Annotated in this window: 15 protein-coding genes; 8 read left to right on the top strand and 7 right to left on the bottom strand. The window is 71.6% G+C overall.

Going from position 1 to position 15,921, the window contains the following annotated elements; genetic code table 11:
- Nucleotides 1-91 precede the first annotated feature (91 nt).
- Complete coding sequence (locus AB5J55_RS19480; protein ID WP_369271918.1) at nt 92-679, top strand: HAD domain-containing protein; 588 nt, start codon at nt 92-94, stop codon at nt 677-679.
- Here the strand turns inward: AB5J55_RS19480 and AB5J55_RS19475 are convergent.
- Complete coding sequence (locus AB5J55_RS19475) at nt 642-1,532, bottom strand: NAD(P)-dependent oxidoreductase (protein ID WP_369271917.1); 891 nt, start codon at nt 1,530-1,532, stop codon at nt 642-644. The two genes, AB5J55_RS19480 and AB5J55_RS19475, sit on opposite strands and share 38 nt — an antisense overlap.
- Before the next feature lie 160 nt (nt 1,533-1,692).
- A complete protein-coding gene (locus tag AB5J55_RS19470; RefSeq protein WP_369271916.1) occupies nt 1,693-2,628 on the bottom strand; it encodes an NAD-dependent epimerase/dehydratase family protein in 936 nt (311 codons plus the stop codon).
- Between the two features lie 152 nt (nt 2,629-2,780).
- On the opposite strand from AB5J55_RS19470, the gene AB5J55_RS19465 reads away from it, so the two are divergent.
- Nucleotides 2,781-3,998, top strand: coding sequence for an MFS transporter (locus tag AB5J55_RS19465; protein ID WP_369271915.1), 1,218 nt, complete (start codon nt 2,781-2,783; stop codon nt 3,996-3,998).
- Here the strand turns inward: AB5J55_RS19465 and AB5J55_RS19460 are convergent.
- Nucleotides 3,963-4,853, bottom strand: coding sequence for a GNAT family N-acetyltransferase (locus AB5J55_RS19460; RefSeq protein WP_369271914.1), 891 nt, complete (start codon nt 4,851-4,853; stop codon nt 3,963-3,965). The two genes, AB5J55_RS19465 and AB5J55_RS19460, sit on opposite strands and share 36 nt — an antisense overlap.
- A gap of 192 nt (nt 4,854-5,045) precedes the next feature.
- On the opposite strand from AB5J55_RS19460, the gene AB5J55_RS19455 reads away from it, so the two are divergent.
- The 3 genes from AB5J55_RS19455 to AB5J55_RS19445 all read left to right on the top strand — a co-directional run bounded on the left by AB5J55_RS19455 (nt 5,046) and on the right by AB5J55_RS19445 (nt 6,978).
- Nucleotides 5,046-5,735 carry a helix-turn-helix domain-containing protein gene (locus AB5J55_RS19455; RefSeq protein WP_369271913.1) on the top strand — a complete coding sequence of 230 codons (690 nt, stop codon included), beginning with the start codon at nt 5,046-5,048 and terminating at the stop codon, nt 5,733-5,735.
- Nucleotides 5,736-5,805: 70 nt separating this feature from the next.
- A complete protein-coding gene (locus tag AB5J55_RS19450) occupies nt 5,806-6,504 on the top strand; it encodes a hypothetical protein (protein WP_369271912.1) in 699 nt (232 codons plus the stop codon).
- A gap of 141 nt (nt 6,505-6,645) precedes the next feature.
- On the top strand, nt 6,646-6,978 hold the full coding sequence (locus AB5J55_RS19445; RefSeq protein ID WP_369276235.1) for a DUF2516 family protein: 333 nt from the start codon (nt 6,646-6,648) through the stop codon (nt 6,976-6,978).
- A gap of 214 nt (nt 6,979-7,192) precedes the next feature.
- Here AB5J55_RS19445 and AB5J55_RS19440 read toward each other — a convergent pair whose 3' ends face one another.
- The 3 genes from AB5J55_RS19440 to AB5J55_RS19430 all read right to left on the bottom strand — a co-directional run bounded on the left by AB5J55_RS19440 (nt 7,193) and on the right by AB5J55_RS19430 (nt 10,996).
- Nucleotides 7,193-8,494, bottom strand: a complete 1,302-nt coding sequence (locus AB5J55_RS19440; RefSeq protein ID WP_369271911.1) for a PP2C family protein-serine/threonine phosphatase — start codon at nt 8,492-8,494, stop codon at nt 7,193-7,195.
- A 354-nt stretch (nt 8,495-8,848) separates the two neighbouring features.
- Nucleotides 8,849-9,931: an NlpC/P60 family protein gene (locus tag AB5J55_RS19435; RefSeq protein WP_369271910.1), complete on the bottom strand. Its 1,083-nt coding sequence runs from the start codon at nt 9,929-9,931 to the stop codon at nt 8,849-8,851.
- A gap of 246 nt (nt 9,932-10,177) precedes the next feature.
- Entirely contained in the window at nt 10,178-10,996 is an 819-nt protein-coding gene (locus tag AB5J55_RS19430; RefSeq protein WP_369271909.1) for a class I SAM-dependent methyltransferase, read from the bottom strand.
- 439 nt (nt 10,997-11,435) lie between these two features.
- Between AB5J55_RS19430 and mshA the strand changes: the two genes are divergently transcribed.
- From mshA to AB5J55_RS19415, 3 genes are all read left to right on the top strand, one after another.
- Nucleotides 11,436-12,773: a D-inositol-3-phosphate glycosyltransferase gene (mshA, locus tag AB5J55_RS19425; RefSeq protein ID WP_369276234.1), complete on the top strand. Its 1,338-nt coding sequence runs from the start codon at nt 11,436-11,438 to the stop codon at nt 12,771-12,773.
- Nucleotides 12,766-13,266, top strand: a complete 501-nt coding sequence (locus AB5J55_RS19420; protein WP_369271908.1) for a YbjN domain-containing protein — start codon at nt 12,766-12,768, stop codon at nt 13,264-13,266. The genes mshA and AB5J55_RS19420 overlap by 8 nt, the downstream gene beginning before the upstream one ends.
- Nucleotides 13,267-13,431: 165 nt before the next feature.
- The gene (locus AB5J55_RS19415) at nt 13,432-15,135 is read left to right on the top strand and encodes a glycosyl hydrolase family 28-related protein (protein ID WP_369271907.1); all 1,704 of its coding nucleotides are present in this window, start codon (nt 13,432-13,434) and stop codon (nt 15,133-15,135) included.
- Here AB5J55_RS19415 and AB5J55_RS19410 read toward each other — a convergent pair.
- Complete coding sequence (locus AB5J55_RS19410; protein ID WP_369271906.1) at nt 15,114-15,920, bottom strand: AraC family transcriptional regulator; 807 nt, start codon at nt 15,918-15,920, stop codon at nt 15,114-15,116. The two genes, AB5J55_RS19415 and AB5J55_RS19410, sit on opposite strands and share 22 nt — an antisense overlap.
- Between the last annotated feature and the right edge of the window lies 1 nt (nt 15,921).

The following is a 15,921-nucleotide window of genomic DNA, read 5'->3' as shown; positions in this document are numbered from 1 at the left end:
AACACCCAACTCGATCACGGCACAAGGCCGACCCGGCAGTCATACGGCCGACAGTAGCGCAGCACCCCGGCCGGGGTAGATCCTTTTTCTGATGCTTCTCTTCCTGGACGTCGACGGGACGCTGATCCCCTTCGGGGCGGAACGGCCGTACCAGCTGTACGAGCCGGTCCGCGCCCTGCCGCAGAGTGCCGACCACCCCCTGCTCGCCCGTATCGACCCGGCACTGGGCGCCCGTCTGACGCGGCTCGCCGGCCTCGGCTGCGAGCTGGTGTGGGCCACGACCTGGCTGGACGACGCGAACACCTGCATCGCCCCGTGGCTGGGCCTGCCCCCGCTGCCGGTGATGGACTGGCCGGACGAGGACGACGAGCCCGGCTCCGCCACCGGATCCCGTCCCGATCCAGATCCAGATCCAGATCCCGATCCCGGGTCCGACCTCGGCCGACCCCGTGGCCTGCACTGGAAGACGCGGCCGCTGGTCTCCTGGGCCGCCGGCCGCCCCTTCCTCTGGGTCGACGACGAGATCACCGACGCCGACCGGGCCTGGGTGGCCGCCCACCACGCCGCGCCGGCCCTCCTTCACCGCGTCGACCACCGCCACGGGCTCACCGAACGGGACTTCGAGGTACTGGAGGAGTGGGTCATCCCGCCTGGGAGCGGCGCCCCAGCAGCTCGGTGACCCGGATGAAGCCGTCGGTGCCGTGTCCGAGCCCGATGACCCGGCGGGCCTGACCCTCGGCCGCGCGCATGACGCCCGCGTCGATGCCGTGCGACTCGGAGGTCTCGACGATGTGGGCCATGGAGGAGGCGGCGGACGTGATCGGGTTGCCTTCGCCGGAGTAGGTGCCGTCGTCGACGTCGCCCGCGAGCTCCTCGAACATCGGCGGCAGGATCGCGCCGATGCCCTGTGCGAAGGGGGCCAGTTCCCGTGCGGTGATGCCCTCGGCCCGCGCCACGGCCAGGGCGTGCGCGTAGCCCGACGCGGCCGTCCAGAAGATGTCGAGCAGGGCGATGTCGAAGGCGGCGGCGCGGCCGACGTCCTCGCCCAGGTGGGTGTGGGTGCCGCCGAGCACGTCCAGGACGGGCCGGTGCTCGCGGTAGAGGTCCTCGGGGCCGCTGTGCAGGAACACCGCGTCGGGCGTCCCGATGGTCGTGGTCGGCGTCATGATCGCGCCGTCCAGATAGCGGATGCCGTGCGCGGCCGCCCACGCAGCCGTGTCCCGGGCGCGGGCCGGCGTGTCGGCGGTCAGGTTGACGACCGTACGGCCCTTGAGCGCGCCGGTCACGGCGTCCTGCCGCAGGACGGCGTCGGCGGCGTCGTAGTTCACCACGCAGACGACGACCAGCTCACTCGCACCGACCGCCTCCGCCGCCGACCGCGCCCCGACCGCCCCACGGCCGAGCAGCTCCCCGTCCTTGCCCGGCGTGCGGTTCCACACGGTGGTCCGCAGACCCCCAGCCAGGAAGGCGCCGGCCAGCGCCCGTCCCATCGGTCCCAGACCGAGCACGGTGACGGCGGACGATGCGGGCATGGACGTATCCACGATGGAGCTCCCTTGAGGACGATGCGGCAGCGCGACGGGCGCGAGGAACGAGCGCGAGGGACCAGGAAGTCGATCACCCGACTTCAGGGTCGGTCGGCGGCGGAGCGCTGCCAAGTACGCACAAAAAAGTGCGTATGGGCGCCCGCGGCTACGACCGCACCAGCTCCTCCCGGAACCCCTGGCGCCACGACGGGTAGCGCGGCTCCCAGCCGAGCTCCCGCCTGGCCTTGGCGTTGGAGAACCCGCGTCCCTCGGTCATCATCAGCACCGCCACCTCGCCGGCCAGCAGCCGCGCCAGCCACTTCGGCACCCGAAGCGGAGGCTTCGCGCCCGCGCAGTCGGCCAGATACGGCAGCCACTCACTGGCCGGGGCCGGTTCGTCGTCGACGATGTTGAACACGCCCCGCGCCTGCTTCTCCACGGCCAGTACGGTGGCGCTCGCCGCGTCGTCGAGATGCACCCAGGAGCAGTAGCCGGTGCCGCCTCCGACGAGCGGGAACTGCCGCTTGCGTACGAGTTCGACCTGGTCGTCGGTGGCTCCCGGACCGTAGAACCCGCCGTAGCGCAGGACCGTCCCGTCGGCCTTGAGGACGACGTCCTGGATGTGGCGGATGCCCTCCGCCAGCGCGTGCAGCCTGCCCGTCTCCACGGGCAGCGGGTCCTCCTCGGTCTTCACCCAGCCGCCCTCACGGATGCCGTTCCAGATGGCGGCGCTCTGCGCGACGAAGTGGGGGACGCCCGTCGCCTCGGCGGCGGCCAGCAGGTGGTCCGTTCCCTCGGTGCGCAGCCGGTTGGTGGTGGCGAACCATCGGTCGAAGTGCTTGATGTCCGGCTTGCCGGAGTGCGGCATGGAGATCGCCGTCATCTGGTGCACGATCACGTCCGGCCGCGCCGCCGCCACCGCCTCACGGACCGACACGGCATCGAGCCCGTCCATCACGACCCCGTCCGCACCCAGCTCCTTCAGCAGACCCAGCTTGGCCGCGCTCGTCGTCGTGGCCGTCACGTGGTGCCCCCGCTCCACGAGCTGCGGCACCAGCCGCCGTCCGATGACCCCGGTCCCGCCTGCCACGAACACCCGCATGACACTCACCGTCCCGATTCCGGAATACCTCCACGAAACCTTGGACGAGCCGGCCGCGCGTTTTGTGACACGGCGGCCGACCGGATGCGGGTGTCCACCTCCGTGGCCGGTTCGGGTCGGCGTCGGTCTCGGCCGCCTTAGGGTGCCGGGCCGTGACAGTGTCTTCGGTTCGGGCGCCGCTGTGGCGCGACCCGCGGTTCGTCCGGCTCGCCTGCGCACGGGTCGTCTCCGTGCTGGGCAACGGCTTCGCGCGGGTCGCGCTGGCGTTCGCGGTGCTTGCCCTGCCGGGCGCCGGCGCAGGGCGGTTGTCACTGGTGGTGGCCTGCCAGGCGCTGCCACAGTTGGTGTTCGTCCTGGCCGGCGGGGTGATCGCGGACCGTATGTCGCGGTCGGGACTGATGGTGCTGGCCGATGCAGTGGGGGCGGGGTCCTACGCGGGGCTGGCGGCCATGGTGCTGACCGGGCACGCACCGCTGGTGGCGATGTGCCTGCTCGCGGTGGCGGCCGGCACGTCGACAGCCCTGTTCGCCCCGGCGATGGACGGCCTCATACCGCTGATCGTGCCCGCGGATCGCCTGCAACGGGCCAACGGGCTGCTGCGGATGGGCACCAACAGTGCCCTCCTGCTGGGCCTGGCGCTGTCCGGGGTGACCGTGGCGCTGGTGGGCGCCGGCTGGGCACTCGCGCTCAACGCGGCGTCCTTCGTCCTCAGCGCCGCGCTGATCGCCCCGCTGAGAGTGGCCGCCCGGCCGCGCAAGAGGGCGTCGGGCTGGGCCGATCTGCGAGAGGGGTGGCAGGAGTTCGCCTCCCGGCAGTGGCTGTGGGTCGTCGTCTCCCAGTACGCCGTCGTCGTCGCCGCGCTCAACGCCAACGTCGGGGTGCTCGGCCCCCTGGCGGCCGAGCAGCACCTCGGTGGGGCGCGGGCGTGGTCGGTGATCGTGGGGGCACAGGCCGTGGGCACCATCGCCGGCGCGGGACTCGCGGCCCGCGTGCGGGTGAAGCGTCCGATTCTGGTGGCCGTGCTGTGCACTTTTCCGGCCGCCCTGCCGATCGCCCTGCTCAGCGCCGAAGCCCCGGTATGGCTGATCGCCGCGGCCATGCTCGGCGCCGGGATCGCAAGCGACGTCTTCGGCGTGCTGTGGGCCACCACCATCCAGCGGGAGATCCCGGAGCGGGCCCTGTCGCGCGTCAGTTCCTACGACTGGTTCGGCTCCCTGGCCTTCGCCCCGCTCGGGCTGCTGGCCGCCGGCCCCGTCGCGGCCGTCGTGGGCACCGACAGGGCCCTGGCAGGCTGCGCGGCCCTGATCGTCCTGGCCACCACGGCCGCCCTGCTCTCACCCCAGGTGCGCAGGCTCCGCACCGGAGCCTGAGAAGTCGTACGCGGACCAGTCGGTGAGCGTGCGGTAGCCGAGGCGCTGGTAGAGGGCGTTGCTCTTGGGGTTGGCCAGGTCCGCGAACAGCACGACGTCCTTCGCGCCCGCGGTCAGCGCGGCCCGGCTCACCTCGGCCGTCACGGCGCCCGCGTAGCCGTGACCGCGCAGGTCGGCCGGGGTGTAGACGATGTCCACCTGGATCTGGCCGCCGATCAACGGGTTCATGCCGGCGATGGAGACGGGAGTGCCGTCCGGGGTCTCCCAGAGTGTGTAGCGCTTGTCGGCGAAGCGCGTGCTCGCCCAGGAGCCGGCGTCGATGGAGACGACTTCCCCGACGGCCTTGGCGAACTCGCCGCACCAGAACATGACTTGCTCAAAGTCCTGCTCGCCCAGGACGCGGCCCCGGCCCGTCGGCATCGGCTCAGGTGGCGTGAGCGTGCCGAGGCGGTACAGACGCAGCCGCGTGTCGCGGAGCTTCGCCGTCGCCCCGGTGTGCCGCTGCCAGGCCTCGGCGAAAGCGGTGGCGGTGCCGTGGTCCGCGTTGACGGAGGGCGGCAAGTGCCCGAGGGCGGCCAGGCGGGCGGCGAGGGAGTCGGCCTGCTCGGGCGACAGCGGGGAGAGGCCCATCGCGCGGGGTGGGAGTTGGTAGAAGGTCGCGCGGACCTCGCCCGCCCGCTCCAGCATGCCGAAGACCGGGGCCTCGGTGCCGAAGGCGTCCGCCCCGCGCGTCCGCACTCTCTCGGCCCACGTCAACTGCATGACGTGCGGGCCGGGCCGCGAGCGCAGGAAGCCTCCGGCCCGGGCGAGGAAGTCGTCGACGTCATCGCTGAGGTGCCAGCCATCCGGTCGCATACTTCATGATTCCGCGTGCCTGCGGGTGTGCCCTGTCGTTTTCAGCCAGGGCGGGGCGGGAGGATGCCGGGACGTGCCCCGCAGCGGGCCGACTGCGACGGTGTGGCCCATCTGAGTGGCCGTCACGTGGCGTGGCGCACTTTTGCAAGCAGGTGCTTGCAATAGTTAGCGAAGGTGGGGCAAGGTGGAGGCATGGCATCGCTCAACGTCGGCAATCTCGGTGAGTACCTGCGCGACCAGCGGCGCAATGCGCAGCTGTCGTTGCGGCAACTCGCCGATGCCGCCGGGGTGTCCAATCCGTACCTGAGCCAGATCGAGCGCGGGCTGCGCAAGCCGAGCGCGGAGGTGCTCCAGCAGGTCGCCAAGGCCCTGCGGATCTCCGCCGAGACGCTGTATGTGCGGGCCGGCATCCTCGACGCCGAGCGGGACCGGGACGAGGTGGAGACGCGCGCCGTCATCATCGCCGATCCCACGCTGAACGAGCGGCAGAAGCAGGTGCTGCTCCAGATCTACGAATCCTTCCGCAAGGAGAACGGATTCGGGATAGCCCCCGAGGCGGGCGATGCCGACGAGGCACATGAGGCCGCCGAGGCGATCGAGGCGGCTGAAACGGTCGACCTGGTCGAGGCCGTCTCGACGGACCACGGTGCGGTGGCCCCCCAGCACAGCGACGGCCACGACGACGGCGGCCGCGACGACGCGGCGGATGCTCAGGGCAGTGACGCCGCCGTACGCCGCAGCCGTAAGACCCGCACGGACGGCAGCAATGCCAAGGCGGGCGGCCGCAAGTCCGCCGCACGCCGTACCCGCACGACCCATACGTCCGACGGCAGTGACGCCGACCCGGAGAACCCGAACAACCCCCGGCAGTCGGCCGGCTGACCACGCACACCGGCAGGCCGACCGCGGGACCCAACCCTCACCTGAAAGCAACCCGGGAGGACCACCCACCATGGCCATCACCGACGACCTGCGTAAGACCCTCAGCGACCCGACCCCGCTCTACTTCGCCGCCGGCACCGCCGACCTGGCTCTCCAGCAGGCCCGGAAGGTGCCCAGCCTGGTGGAGCAGCTGCGCTCCCAGGCGCCGGCCAGGTTCGAGGCCGTTCGCAACACCGACCCGAAGGCCGTCCAGGACAAGGCCACCGCCCGCGCCAAGGAGGCAGGTGCCAAGGCCAAGGAGGCGCAGGAGAGCTTCCAGACCAAGGTCAACGAGTTCGTCAGCAGCCTGGACGCCGACTTCAAGAAGTTCGGCAGCAACCTGGACGCGGACGTCAAGAAGCTCGGCACCAGCCTCGACGCCGATCTGAAGAAGTTCGGCGAGAGCGCCCAGGACTTCGCGCTGCGCACCATCGGTGTCGCCGCCGAGTACGCCGTGAAGGCCCGCGAGACCTACGAGAAGGTCGCCGAGCACGGCGAGCAGGCCGTGAAGACCTGGCGTGGCGAGGCCGCCGAGGAGATCGAGGAGTTCGCGATCGCCGTCGAGCCGAAGGCCGAGCCGGTCGAGGTCAAGGCCGAGGCCAAGCCCACCGAGGCCAAGCCCGTCGTGCCGCAGCCCGCCGCCGAGGCCGCCTCGGACAAGAAGGCCCCGGCCAAGAAGGCTCCGGCGCGCAAGCCCGCCGCCAAGAAGACCACGCCGCCCGCCAAGTAATACGGACGGGTGAAAAGGGGCTGTGGAACACGGGCCGGGCACTTACGGAGTGCTCGGCCCGTTGTTCGGGTAGCCGGCTTGCGGTTGCGGGTACGGTGAGCGCGTAGGTATGAGCCGAGTCGGGTGGTGGACGTTGTGCTGATGCAGGGCTTCGCGGGGTTCATGTGGCTGCTGAGTATGGCCCTGATCCTTTTCAGCGGCTTCGCACTGATCGATGCGGCCACGCGCCGCGAGGACGCCTACCGCGCGGCGGACAAGAAGACGAAGCCGTTCTGGCTGCTCATCCTCGGGCTCGCCTTCGTGGTGAACCTGATCTTCAACATCCTGTCGTTCCTGCCGATCATCGGCCTCATCGCGACGATCGTGTACATGGTGGACGTACGCCCCGCGATCAAGGCCCTGCCGGGCGGCGGTCGCAGCAGAAAGGGCTCCAGCAGCGACGGCCCGTACGGTCCGTGGAACGGCGGCCGCTGATCAGCACCCCGAGTGGCAGCGCCCCGTAAGGGGCGCGGGGCTGTACCGATGTGCGGCTCCGCCGGGTGGGCGCGACCAGCCACACCGCATCAGCAGTCGGCAGACGACAGGGCCCTGGGGACGCGCCCCCCGCTCTCGCCGACCCGTGGCGCGCCCTTGCTCACGTGGATCCGCGGCGCGCCCTCGCTCACGTAGATCCGCGGCGCGCCCCCGCTCACGTCGTCCGGTCCAGCAACAGCACAGCCACGTCGTCGGCCAGCTCGCCCCCATTGAGGTTCCGAACCTCATTGACGGCGGCCCGCAGCAACGCCTCCCCCCGCAGCCCCTCCGAGAGCTGCCGCCGCACCATCGCCACCATCCCGTCCTGGCCCAGCCGCTCCCGGCCCTCGCCGATCCGACCCTCGATGAGGCCGTCGGTGTAGAGCATCAGGCTCCACTCCGCTCCCAGCTCCACCTGCATCCGAGGCCACCGGGCCCCGGGCAGCAGCCCGAGCGCGGGCCCGTTGTTGTCGTACGGCAGCAGCCGCGCAGCCCGCCCGGGCCGGGCGAGCAGAGGAGACGGGTGACCCGCCAGGCACAGCCCGGCACGCCGACCGTCAGGCGCGATATCCACCGTGCACAGCGTCGCGAAGATCTCGTCGTCGGCCCGCTCGTGCTCGAGGACCTGCTGCAGCGTGCCCAGCAGCTCGTCCCCGCACAGCCCCGCCAGGGTCAGCGCCCGCCAGGCGATGCGCAGCTCCACACCGAGCGCGGCCTCGTCGGGCCCATGGCCGCAGACGTCGCCGATCATGGCGTGCACCGTGCCGTCGGCGGTGCGCACGACGTCGTAGAAGTCACCGCCGAGCAGAGCACGTGAGCGCCCCGGACGGTAGCGCGCGGCGAACCGCAGCGAGGAGCCCTCCAGCAGCGGCGTCGGCAGCAGGCCGCGCTCCAGGCGGCGGTTCTCCTGGGCCCGCAGCCGGCCCTCGGCCAGCCGTCGCTCGGCCGTGTCGGAACGTTTCCTCTCCACGGCGTACCGGATCGCCCGGCTCAGCAGCCGCCCGTCCAGCTCGTCCCGGAAGAGGTAGTCCTGCGCACCGACGCGCACGGCCTCCGCGCCGCGCTCGGCGTCACCGGACGCGGTGAGCGCGAGGACGGCGTGCCGGGGCGCGAGCTCCAGTACGTGCTTGAGCACACCCAGCTCGTCCTCGTCGCCGGTTGCGCCGGGCGCGGGCAGCGCGAGGTCCAGCAGGATGCAGTGGACGTCGTCGGTGAGCAGCCGTCCGGCCTCGGTGAGGTTGCGGGCGGTGCGCACACGGATCGGCTTGCCGGCCGCGTCGAGCATCTCGGGCACGACCGTCGAGCCGCCGGGATCGTCCTCGATCAGCAGCAGCGTCAGATTGGTGTGGGTGTTGTTCTCGACCTTTGATTCCTTACGCGGAGCCTCTTCCATGGAGGAGCCGCCTGGGGACGCGGCCGGCGCCTGACCACTCTCCACGGCCGGGATCGCTCTCTGCCGCGGTATGGGTACGGGCATCGTTTTGAGTTCCTTCCCTCCCCCCGAGGGCATGGTGGGAACGAGGGTCCTCGATCCACCGACGGGGACCATAGCGGTTGTCGGCGCCGCAGCGGAATGGTGTGGGGCACGCCGTATGGAAGCTGGCCACTGTCATATGCCGCGTTCCGTACCGCAGTTGGACAGGGTGGCTCAGGAGCAGGGATGACGAAGGTCACGTCGGTGCACGGTTTGGCGCCGGTGCGGCGTGGGGTGGGTCACGTGGTGCGGGTCACGAGTCGCCGGTCACAAGTCCTTTGAACCGCCCGCCATAAGCACCCATATCCCCTGCGGGACCCCCCGGCACGACCCGGACATCACAAGTCGCCCCAATGCTTACGCATCGGGTCGAACCACCCCGAGGATCGGCATCGTGCCGGCCCCCGCGACCGTCACCGTCCGCCCGGGGCGCGGGGCGTGGACGATCGCGCCGTCGCCGACGTATATGGCCACGTGGCTGGCGTCGGCGTTGTAGATGATGAGGTCGCCGGGGCGCATGTCCTTGATGTCGATGCGCTTCAGCTGCTTCCACTGCTCCTGCGAGGTCCGCGGAATCCCGCGCCCGGCGCTCGCCCAGGCCTGTGACGTCAGGCCTGAACAGTCGTAGGTCTTGGGCCCCTCGGCGCCCCATTCGTACGGTTTGCCGAGCTGGGCCGTGGCGTACTCAAGGGCCTCCCGGCCCTTCTCGGAGGCCTTGCCCTTGATGTCCTTGAGGATGCCGGAGTCCAGCCAGGCGGTCTGGGCCTTGTATGCGGCCTGCTCCTCCAGCTCGGCGAGGCGCTCCTTTTCCTCCTCCTCCAGCTGGGATTCGAGCTCCTCGGCCGCCGCGATCTGCTTCTTGATCTTCTTCTTGGCGGCGGCCTTGGCCTTGCGGCCCGCCTCCAGCTTCTGCCACTGGGCGGAGGCGTCCTTGGCGTACTGCTCCAAGTCCTGCTGGGTGCGGGTCATTTCCGCGAGCAGCCCCTTGGTCGCGCGCTGGCCCTGCAGCACTCGGCCGGTGCCGTCGAGGAACGCCTGCGGGTCGTCGCTGAGCATCAAGTGCGCCTCGTCGGGCAGTCCGCCGGAGCGGTACTGGGCGGCGGCCGCGGCGCCCGCGCGCTTCTTCAGCTCGGCGAGCTTCTCCTGGCCTTTGACGATTTCCTTCGCCAGGGAGACGATCTCGGCGGACTGCTTCTCGGCCGCCTCCTCGGCGGCGTTGTACTCGTCGGTGGCGACGGCCGCGTCGTGGTAGAGCTTCTCCAGCTTCTTGCGGACGGCCTCGAGGTCCTTGTTCGACACGGTGGCCGGCGCCGACGAGGAGGGAGACGTGCTGGGCGTCGGGGAGGGAGCCGCGAAGGCCGTGCCTGGTGCCGCGAGTACGGTGACCGCACAGACGACGGTCACAGCCGCTGCGATCAGGCCGCGCTTGCCCGAACCCATACCACTTCCCCCAAACTGATGTCCCGTCAGTAACATAGAACGTCCGGGGGATCGTGCCACGACGACGCGCAAAGCGACAGAGGTCTGCTTCCCCCCGTTCCCTCCTCGTCACCCCGATCTCCCCGCCTTTGTGACGAACGACTCCCGGAGATCGTTCCCTGCGGGGTGGTGAGTCAGGCGGTGGATTTGGGGTCCCGTCAGCTGACCCCACGGGCCTGACCCCCCGTCGCCCGGTGCCGGACCGGATCAGCCCGCCGGCGCCAACGCCTCCCACCGCACCGTCACTTCACCCTGCCGCCACCGAGCCGGCCCGTCCGTCACCGGCCAATCAGTCGTGAGGTCCCGCACCGCCCGGATCCACCGCTGGCGTGCCCCGTACGACGCGTAGGGCGCTGCGGCCGCCCAGGCGCGGTCGAAGTCGCGCAGGAAGGCGTGGACCGGTTCGCCGGGGACGTTGCGATGGATCAGTGCCTTCGGCAGGCGCTCGGCGAGGTCCGACGGCCGCTCGAGCGAGCCCAGCCGGGTCGCGAAGGTCACCGTACGCGGCCCCTCGGGCCCGAGCGCGACCCACACATGCCGGCGCCCGATCTCGTCGCAGGTCCCCTCGACGAGCAGCCCGCCCCGTGCCCCCGTCACCGGATCGGCCGGCGCAAGCCGCCCACACAGCCGCTCCCAGACCTCGGCTACCTGATCCTCCTCGTACTGCCGCAGCACATTGGCGGCGCGCACGAGCAGAGGCCGCTGCACGACCGGGATCTCGAACCCGCCGTGGCGGAAGACAAGCCCCTCCCGCTCGTACGGCTTCGCGGCCGCGACCCGCGCCGGCTCGATCTCCACGCCGACCACACGCGCGCGCGGCGCGACGGAACGCAACCGGCCGAGCAGTTCCACCGCCGTCCAGGGAGCAGCGCCGTACCCGAGGTCGACCGCGACGGCATCCCCGGCCCGCCGCAGCTCCGCGCCATGCGTCACGGCGATCCAGCGATCCATACGGCGCAGCCGATTCGGATTGGTGGTCCCGCGCGTAACGGTGCCCACAGGGCGGGCGAAGGCGCGGGATGTCATGCATACGAGGGTAAGTGGCCGCCATCAGGCGGAAGGCCACCCGCACTGGCGCAACGGCGAGCAGGGGCCGTGCCGGGGGGGGGGTGTCCGCCCGCAGCGGCGGGCGTCAAGAGACAGCCCCTCTTGCCCGACAGCAGCCGCCCGACCGAGGACGGACACCCCCGGCGCGGCCCCGACCCACGACGAACGAGTGCGCAACGCGAACCCCCCACCCAGCGCCACAGGCCGCCGCAGGCATCCGCACCAGCCACCCCCACGCACCCACCCCCGCCCACTCACCCCCCACGCACCCAGGCCCCGAACAGTTGAGCGACCCCCGGTAATGCCTCGGCAAAAACCACCCCACCCGGAATGGGAACCCCTTCCTCCGGTGTTGCACCGCCTTGGAGGGCGCTCGCACCCTCCACCAGGCATGCCCGCAGCCAAGGAGGAACGCCACGTGAGCCAGTACGTCAGCAGGCTCAGGCACCGCTCCCCGGCGGCCCCCTCGCGACTCAGGCTCCACCGCCGCCCCCGCCGCGTCGCCATGCTCTCCGTGCACACCTCCCCGCTCCACCAGCCCGGCACCGGCGACGCGGGCGGCATGAACGTCTACATCGTCGAACTCGCGCAGCGCCTCGCCGCGATCAACATCGAGGTGGAGATCTTCACGCGCACGACGGCCACGGGCCTCCCGCCCACCGTCGACCTGGCTCCCGGCGTCCTGGTCCGCCACATCGACGCGGGCCCCTACGAGGGACTCAACAAGGAGGACCTCCCCGCCCAGCTGTGCGCCTTCACGCACGGCGTGATGCAGGCCTGGGCCGGCCACCGCCCCGGCTACTACGACCTCGTCCACTCCCACTACTGGCTCTCCGGCCACGTCGGCTGGCTCGCCGCCCAGCGCTGGGGCGCCCCCCTGGTGCACGCCATGCACACCATGGCCAAGGTCAAGAACGCCAACCTGGCCGACGGTGACACCCCCGAGCCCGCCGCCCGTGTCATCGGCGAGACCCAGATCGTCACGGCCGCCGACCGTCTGATCGCCAACACGGCCGAGGAGGCCGACGAACTCGTACGGCACTACGCCGCCGACCCCGACAAGGTCGCCGTGGTGCACCCCGGCGTGAACCTCACCCGCTTCTCGCCCGCCGACGGCCGAGCCGCCGCCCGCGCCCGCCTGGGCCTCCCGCAGGACGCCCTGATCCCGCTCTTCGCAGGCCGCATCCAGCCCCTGAAGGCCCCGGACATCCTGCTCCGCGCGGTTGCCGTGCTCCTTGACGAGCACCCCGAGCTGCGCTCCCGCATCCACGTCCCGATCGTGGGCGGTCCCAGCGGCAGCGGCCTCGCCAAGCCCGAGGGCCTGCAGAAGCTGGCCGCACGCCTGGGCATCGCGGATGTCGTACGGTTCCGGCCGCCCGTCGGCCAGGAGCAGCTCGCGGACTGGTTCCGGGCGGCATCGCTGCTGGTCATGCCGTCGTACAGCGAATCCTTCGGCCTGGTGGCCATCGAGGCGCAGGCGGCCGGCACACCCGTGCTGGCGGCCGCGGTGGGCGGCCTGCCGGTGGCGGTCCGGGACGGCCGTACCGGCTTCCTGGTCCAGGGCCACAATCCGGCCGACTACGCGCGCGTGCTGCGCGCCTTCGCCGACGACCCGCACCTGTCCCCGCGGATGGGTGAGGCCGCCGCCCGGCACGCCCAGTCCTTCGGCTGGGACACCTCGGCGGCCGCCACGGCGGACGTCTACACGGCCGCGACCCAGGCCTACCGGCGTCGCGTACGCTCCCACCATGGCTGACGTACAGAAGGCAGCGCAGGTCGTAGAGGCCGCCCTGAAGGACGCGGACCTGGAGTGGGAGACGCCCACCCCCGGCACCTACGTCGTCAAGCTCCCCGGCACTCGCAAGCTCTCGACGACCGTCTCCCTGATCGTCGGCCGCCACTCCCTGTCGCTCAACGCCTTCGTCATCCGCCACCCCGACGAGAACGAGCCCGGCGTCCACCGCTGGCTCCTGGAGCGCAACCTCAAGCTCTACGGCGTGAGTTACGCCGTCGACCAGCTCGGCGACATCTACGTCACCGCCAAGCTGCCGCTGGCCGCCGTCACCCCCGACGAGATCGACCGCCTCCTCGGGCAGGTCCTGGAGGCGGCGGACGGCGCCTTCAACACCCTCCTCGAGCTGGGCTTCGCGTCCGCGATCCGCAAGGAGTACGAGTGGCGCGTCTCGCGCGGCGAGTCGACGCGGAATCTCGACGCGTTCACACACCTGACCCAGCGCCCGACGGACTGACGTAGCGACCGGCCGAGCCCGGCCGAGCCCGCTGAGACCAGCCGAGCCTGGCATAAAGGTCCGCACCAACTCACCCGGTACGACCCCTTCCCCACCCCGAAGGGGCCGTGGCATGCTCACGCCCACACGCACTTCTGAACGTCGTTCACATCCATGAAGAGCCGCATGGAAGGGCGCACGGACATGGGCAACGCGCATCTCACCAGACGGACCCTGCTCATCGGGACCACGGCCGTGGCGCTCGGCGCGACGACCGGCACCGCAACCGGCGTGACGACCGGTACCGCACGGACGACCGCGGCCGCCGCGGAAGTCCCGCCCCTCTGGCGCGAGTTCACCCGCACCCCCCTCACCCACCCCCAGATCCCCTACGTCGGCAGGGCCGGCCACCGCAGCGGAGCGCGCCGCTTCCCCCGCCCCCGAGTCGTCGCCGACGTGCGCGACTTCGGTGCCGTGGCGGACGGCACGACCGACTCCGCCCCCGCGATCAACCGTGCCATCGCCGCCGCCGGAAGGGCCGGCGGTGGCACGGTCACCATCCCGCCCGGCACGTTCCGCATCGACGACGTGATCCGCATCGGCCACTCGAACGTGGTCCTCCGCGGCGCCGGCAGCGGCCGTACGACACTCTTCGCGACGAAGAACCTCACCGAACTGATCGGCGTCTACGGCTCCCGCTACGGCGGCGACAAGTCGTCCTGGTCCTGGGCGGGCGGCCTCATCTGGCTGGCCCCGACGGCCCGTTGGGACTCCCTGGTCGCCGCGATCAGGGCGAAGGCCTGGCCCTTCGAGGGCTGGACGGGCAACCGGCGCGACGAGTGGCGCCCGCTGACGAGGGTCGAACCTGCGCGGCAGGGCGACCGGACGGTCACGGTCAAGGACCCGTCGGCACTCCGCCCCGGCGCCCTGGTCCTCCTCCGCCTGGCCGACGACGCCGCCCACACCCTCCTGGAGCACATGTGCGGCGGCGGCGCGGGCCCCGAGGCGTACACCTGGGACGACAAGACGAAGCTGACGTCGTACGTTCCCTACGAATGGCCGGTCCGCATCGTCCGGGTCCACGGCCGCAAGGTCACCCTCGAACGCCCGCTCCCGCTCGACGTACGCCCGGAGTGGGACCCGCAACTGACCACCCACGTCAAGGAGCTGACGGGATCGGGTGTCGAGGGCCTGACCCTGGAGGCGACGGAGACACCGCAGCAGCCCCACCTCCTGGACAAGGGCCACAACGGCGTCGTCTTCCAGTGCGCCTACGACTGCTGGGCCGACGACGTGACCGTCCGCCACGTCGACAACGGCTTCGGCCTGGTGGCCGCCTCCGCCTGCACGCTCCGGCGCACGCGCGTGGCGGGCCGTGGCAGCCACCACCCCTACTTCTGCCGTGAGGGCTCGCACGACAACCTGATCGAGGACTTCACGATCGAGGCCCGCACGACCCCGGCCCCCTCCGGCACCCAGCTGCACGGCATCAACGTGGAGGGCCTGTCCTCCCACAACGTCTGGTCGCGCGGCGACATGCGGATGGGCACGTTCGACAGCCACCGCGGCCTGCCCTTCGCCAATGTCCGCACCGACATCACCGTCCACAACGACGGCCGCCACGGCGGCGACGCGAGCGCGGGCCCGCTGTTCGGCGCGCGCTTCACGCACTGGAACGTCCGGGTGACGAACGGCCGCGCGGGCATGATCCGCCTCGACGGCCTGGCCCCGTACTCCGCCACCGTCGGCCTGAACGAGGTCAGGGAGTTCGACCAGATCGACGTCCCCGACTTCGCGGGCGACCTCCACTCCCGCCTGGAGCTGTACGGCACGACGGACGCCGTGCGCCCGCGCAATCTGTACGACGCTCAGCGCGAGCTGCTGCGATAGCGCCCCGGCGGCACGCCCACCAGCTTCCGGAAGTGCCGGGTGAGATGGGACTGGTCGTAGAACCCGGTCGCGGCGGCCACCTCGGCCGGCGACCGGCCCTCCAGCAGCAGCCGGCGGGCACGGTCGACGCGCCGCGACATCAGGTACTGGTGCGGGGCGATGCCGTACGCGGTGCTGAACGACCGCACGAGATGGGCGGGATGGGCCTGGACGAGCGCGGCGGCCTCGTCGAGGGCGATGCCCCGGACGACGCGTTCGTCGAGGAGTTCACGCAGCCGGCGGGCGAGGACGGGGTCGCGCCGCGGGATGTCCACCGGGGTCCCGGGCCGCAGATGGGCGCGCAGCCGGTCGCCGATGAGGGTCAGCCTGCTGTCCGCCTCCAGCTCGTCGCCGGCCTGCGCGAGGGCTGCGTGCAACTGGCCGACGCGCAGCCGCAGGACGGGATCACGCAGGTCGGGGGAGTCCACGGCCGGCCCGATCAGGTCGTCCCCCAGCCGGGTGCCGTCCAGGTACAGCACCCGCTTGCGGAAGCCGTGCGGGGTGGCGGGGGAGCCGTTGTGGGGGACGTGCGGCGGGAGGAGCGACACCGTGTCGTGCGGGGTGCCGTGCTCGTGCCGGTCGAGGTCGTAGCGGACGGCTCCGTCGTCGACGATGAGCAGCGTCCACGCCTCGTGCACGTGCATCGGGTACGCGTACTCGGTGAAGTGGGCGTGGAAGACCTCGGTGACGCCCGGGACGGAGGGGCGCCACGCGGAGACTTCCTGGCGATCCCGTGCGGCGGCCATG

This window comes from Streptomyces sp. R11 (assembly GCF_041051905.1).
In the GTDB taxonomy this organism is placed as follows: Bacteria; Actinomycetota; Actinomycetes; order Streptomycetales; family Streptomycetaceae; genus Streptomyces.
The sequence above is the reverse complement of the archived record's forward strand: the minus strand, read 5'-3'. Positions and strand labels throughout refer to the sequence as shown.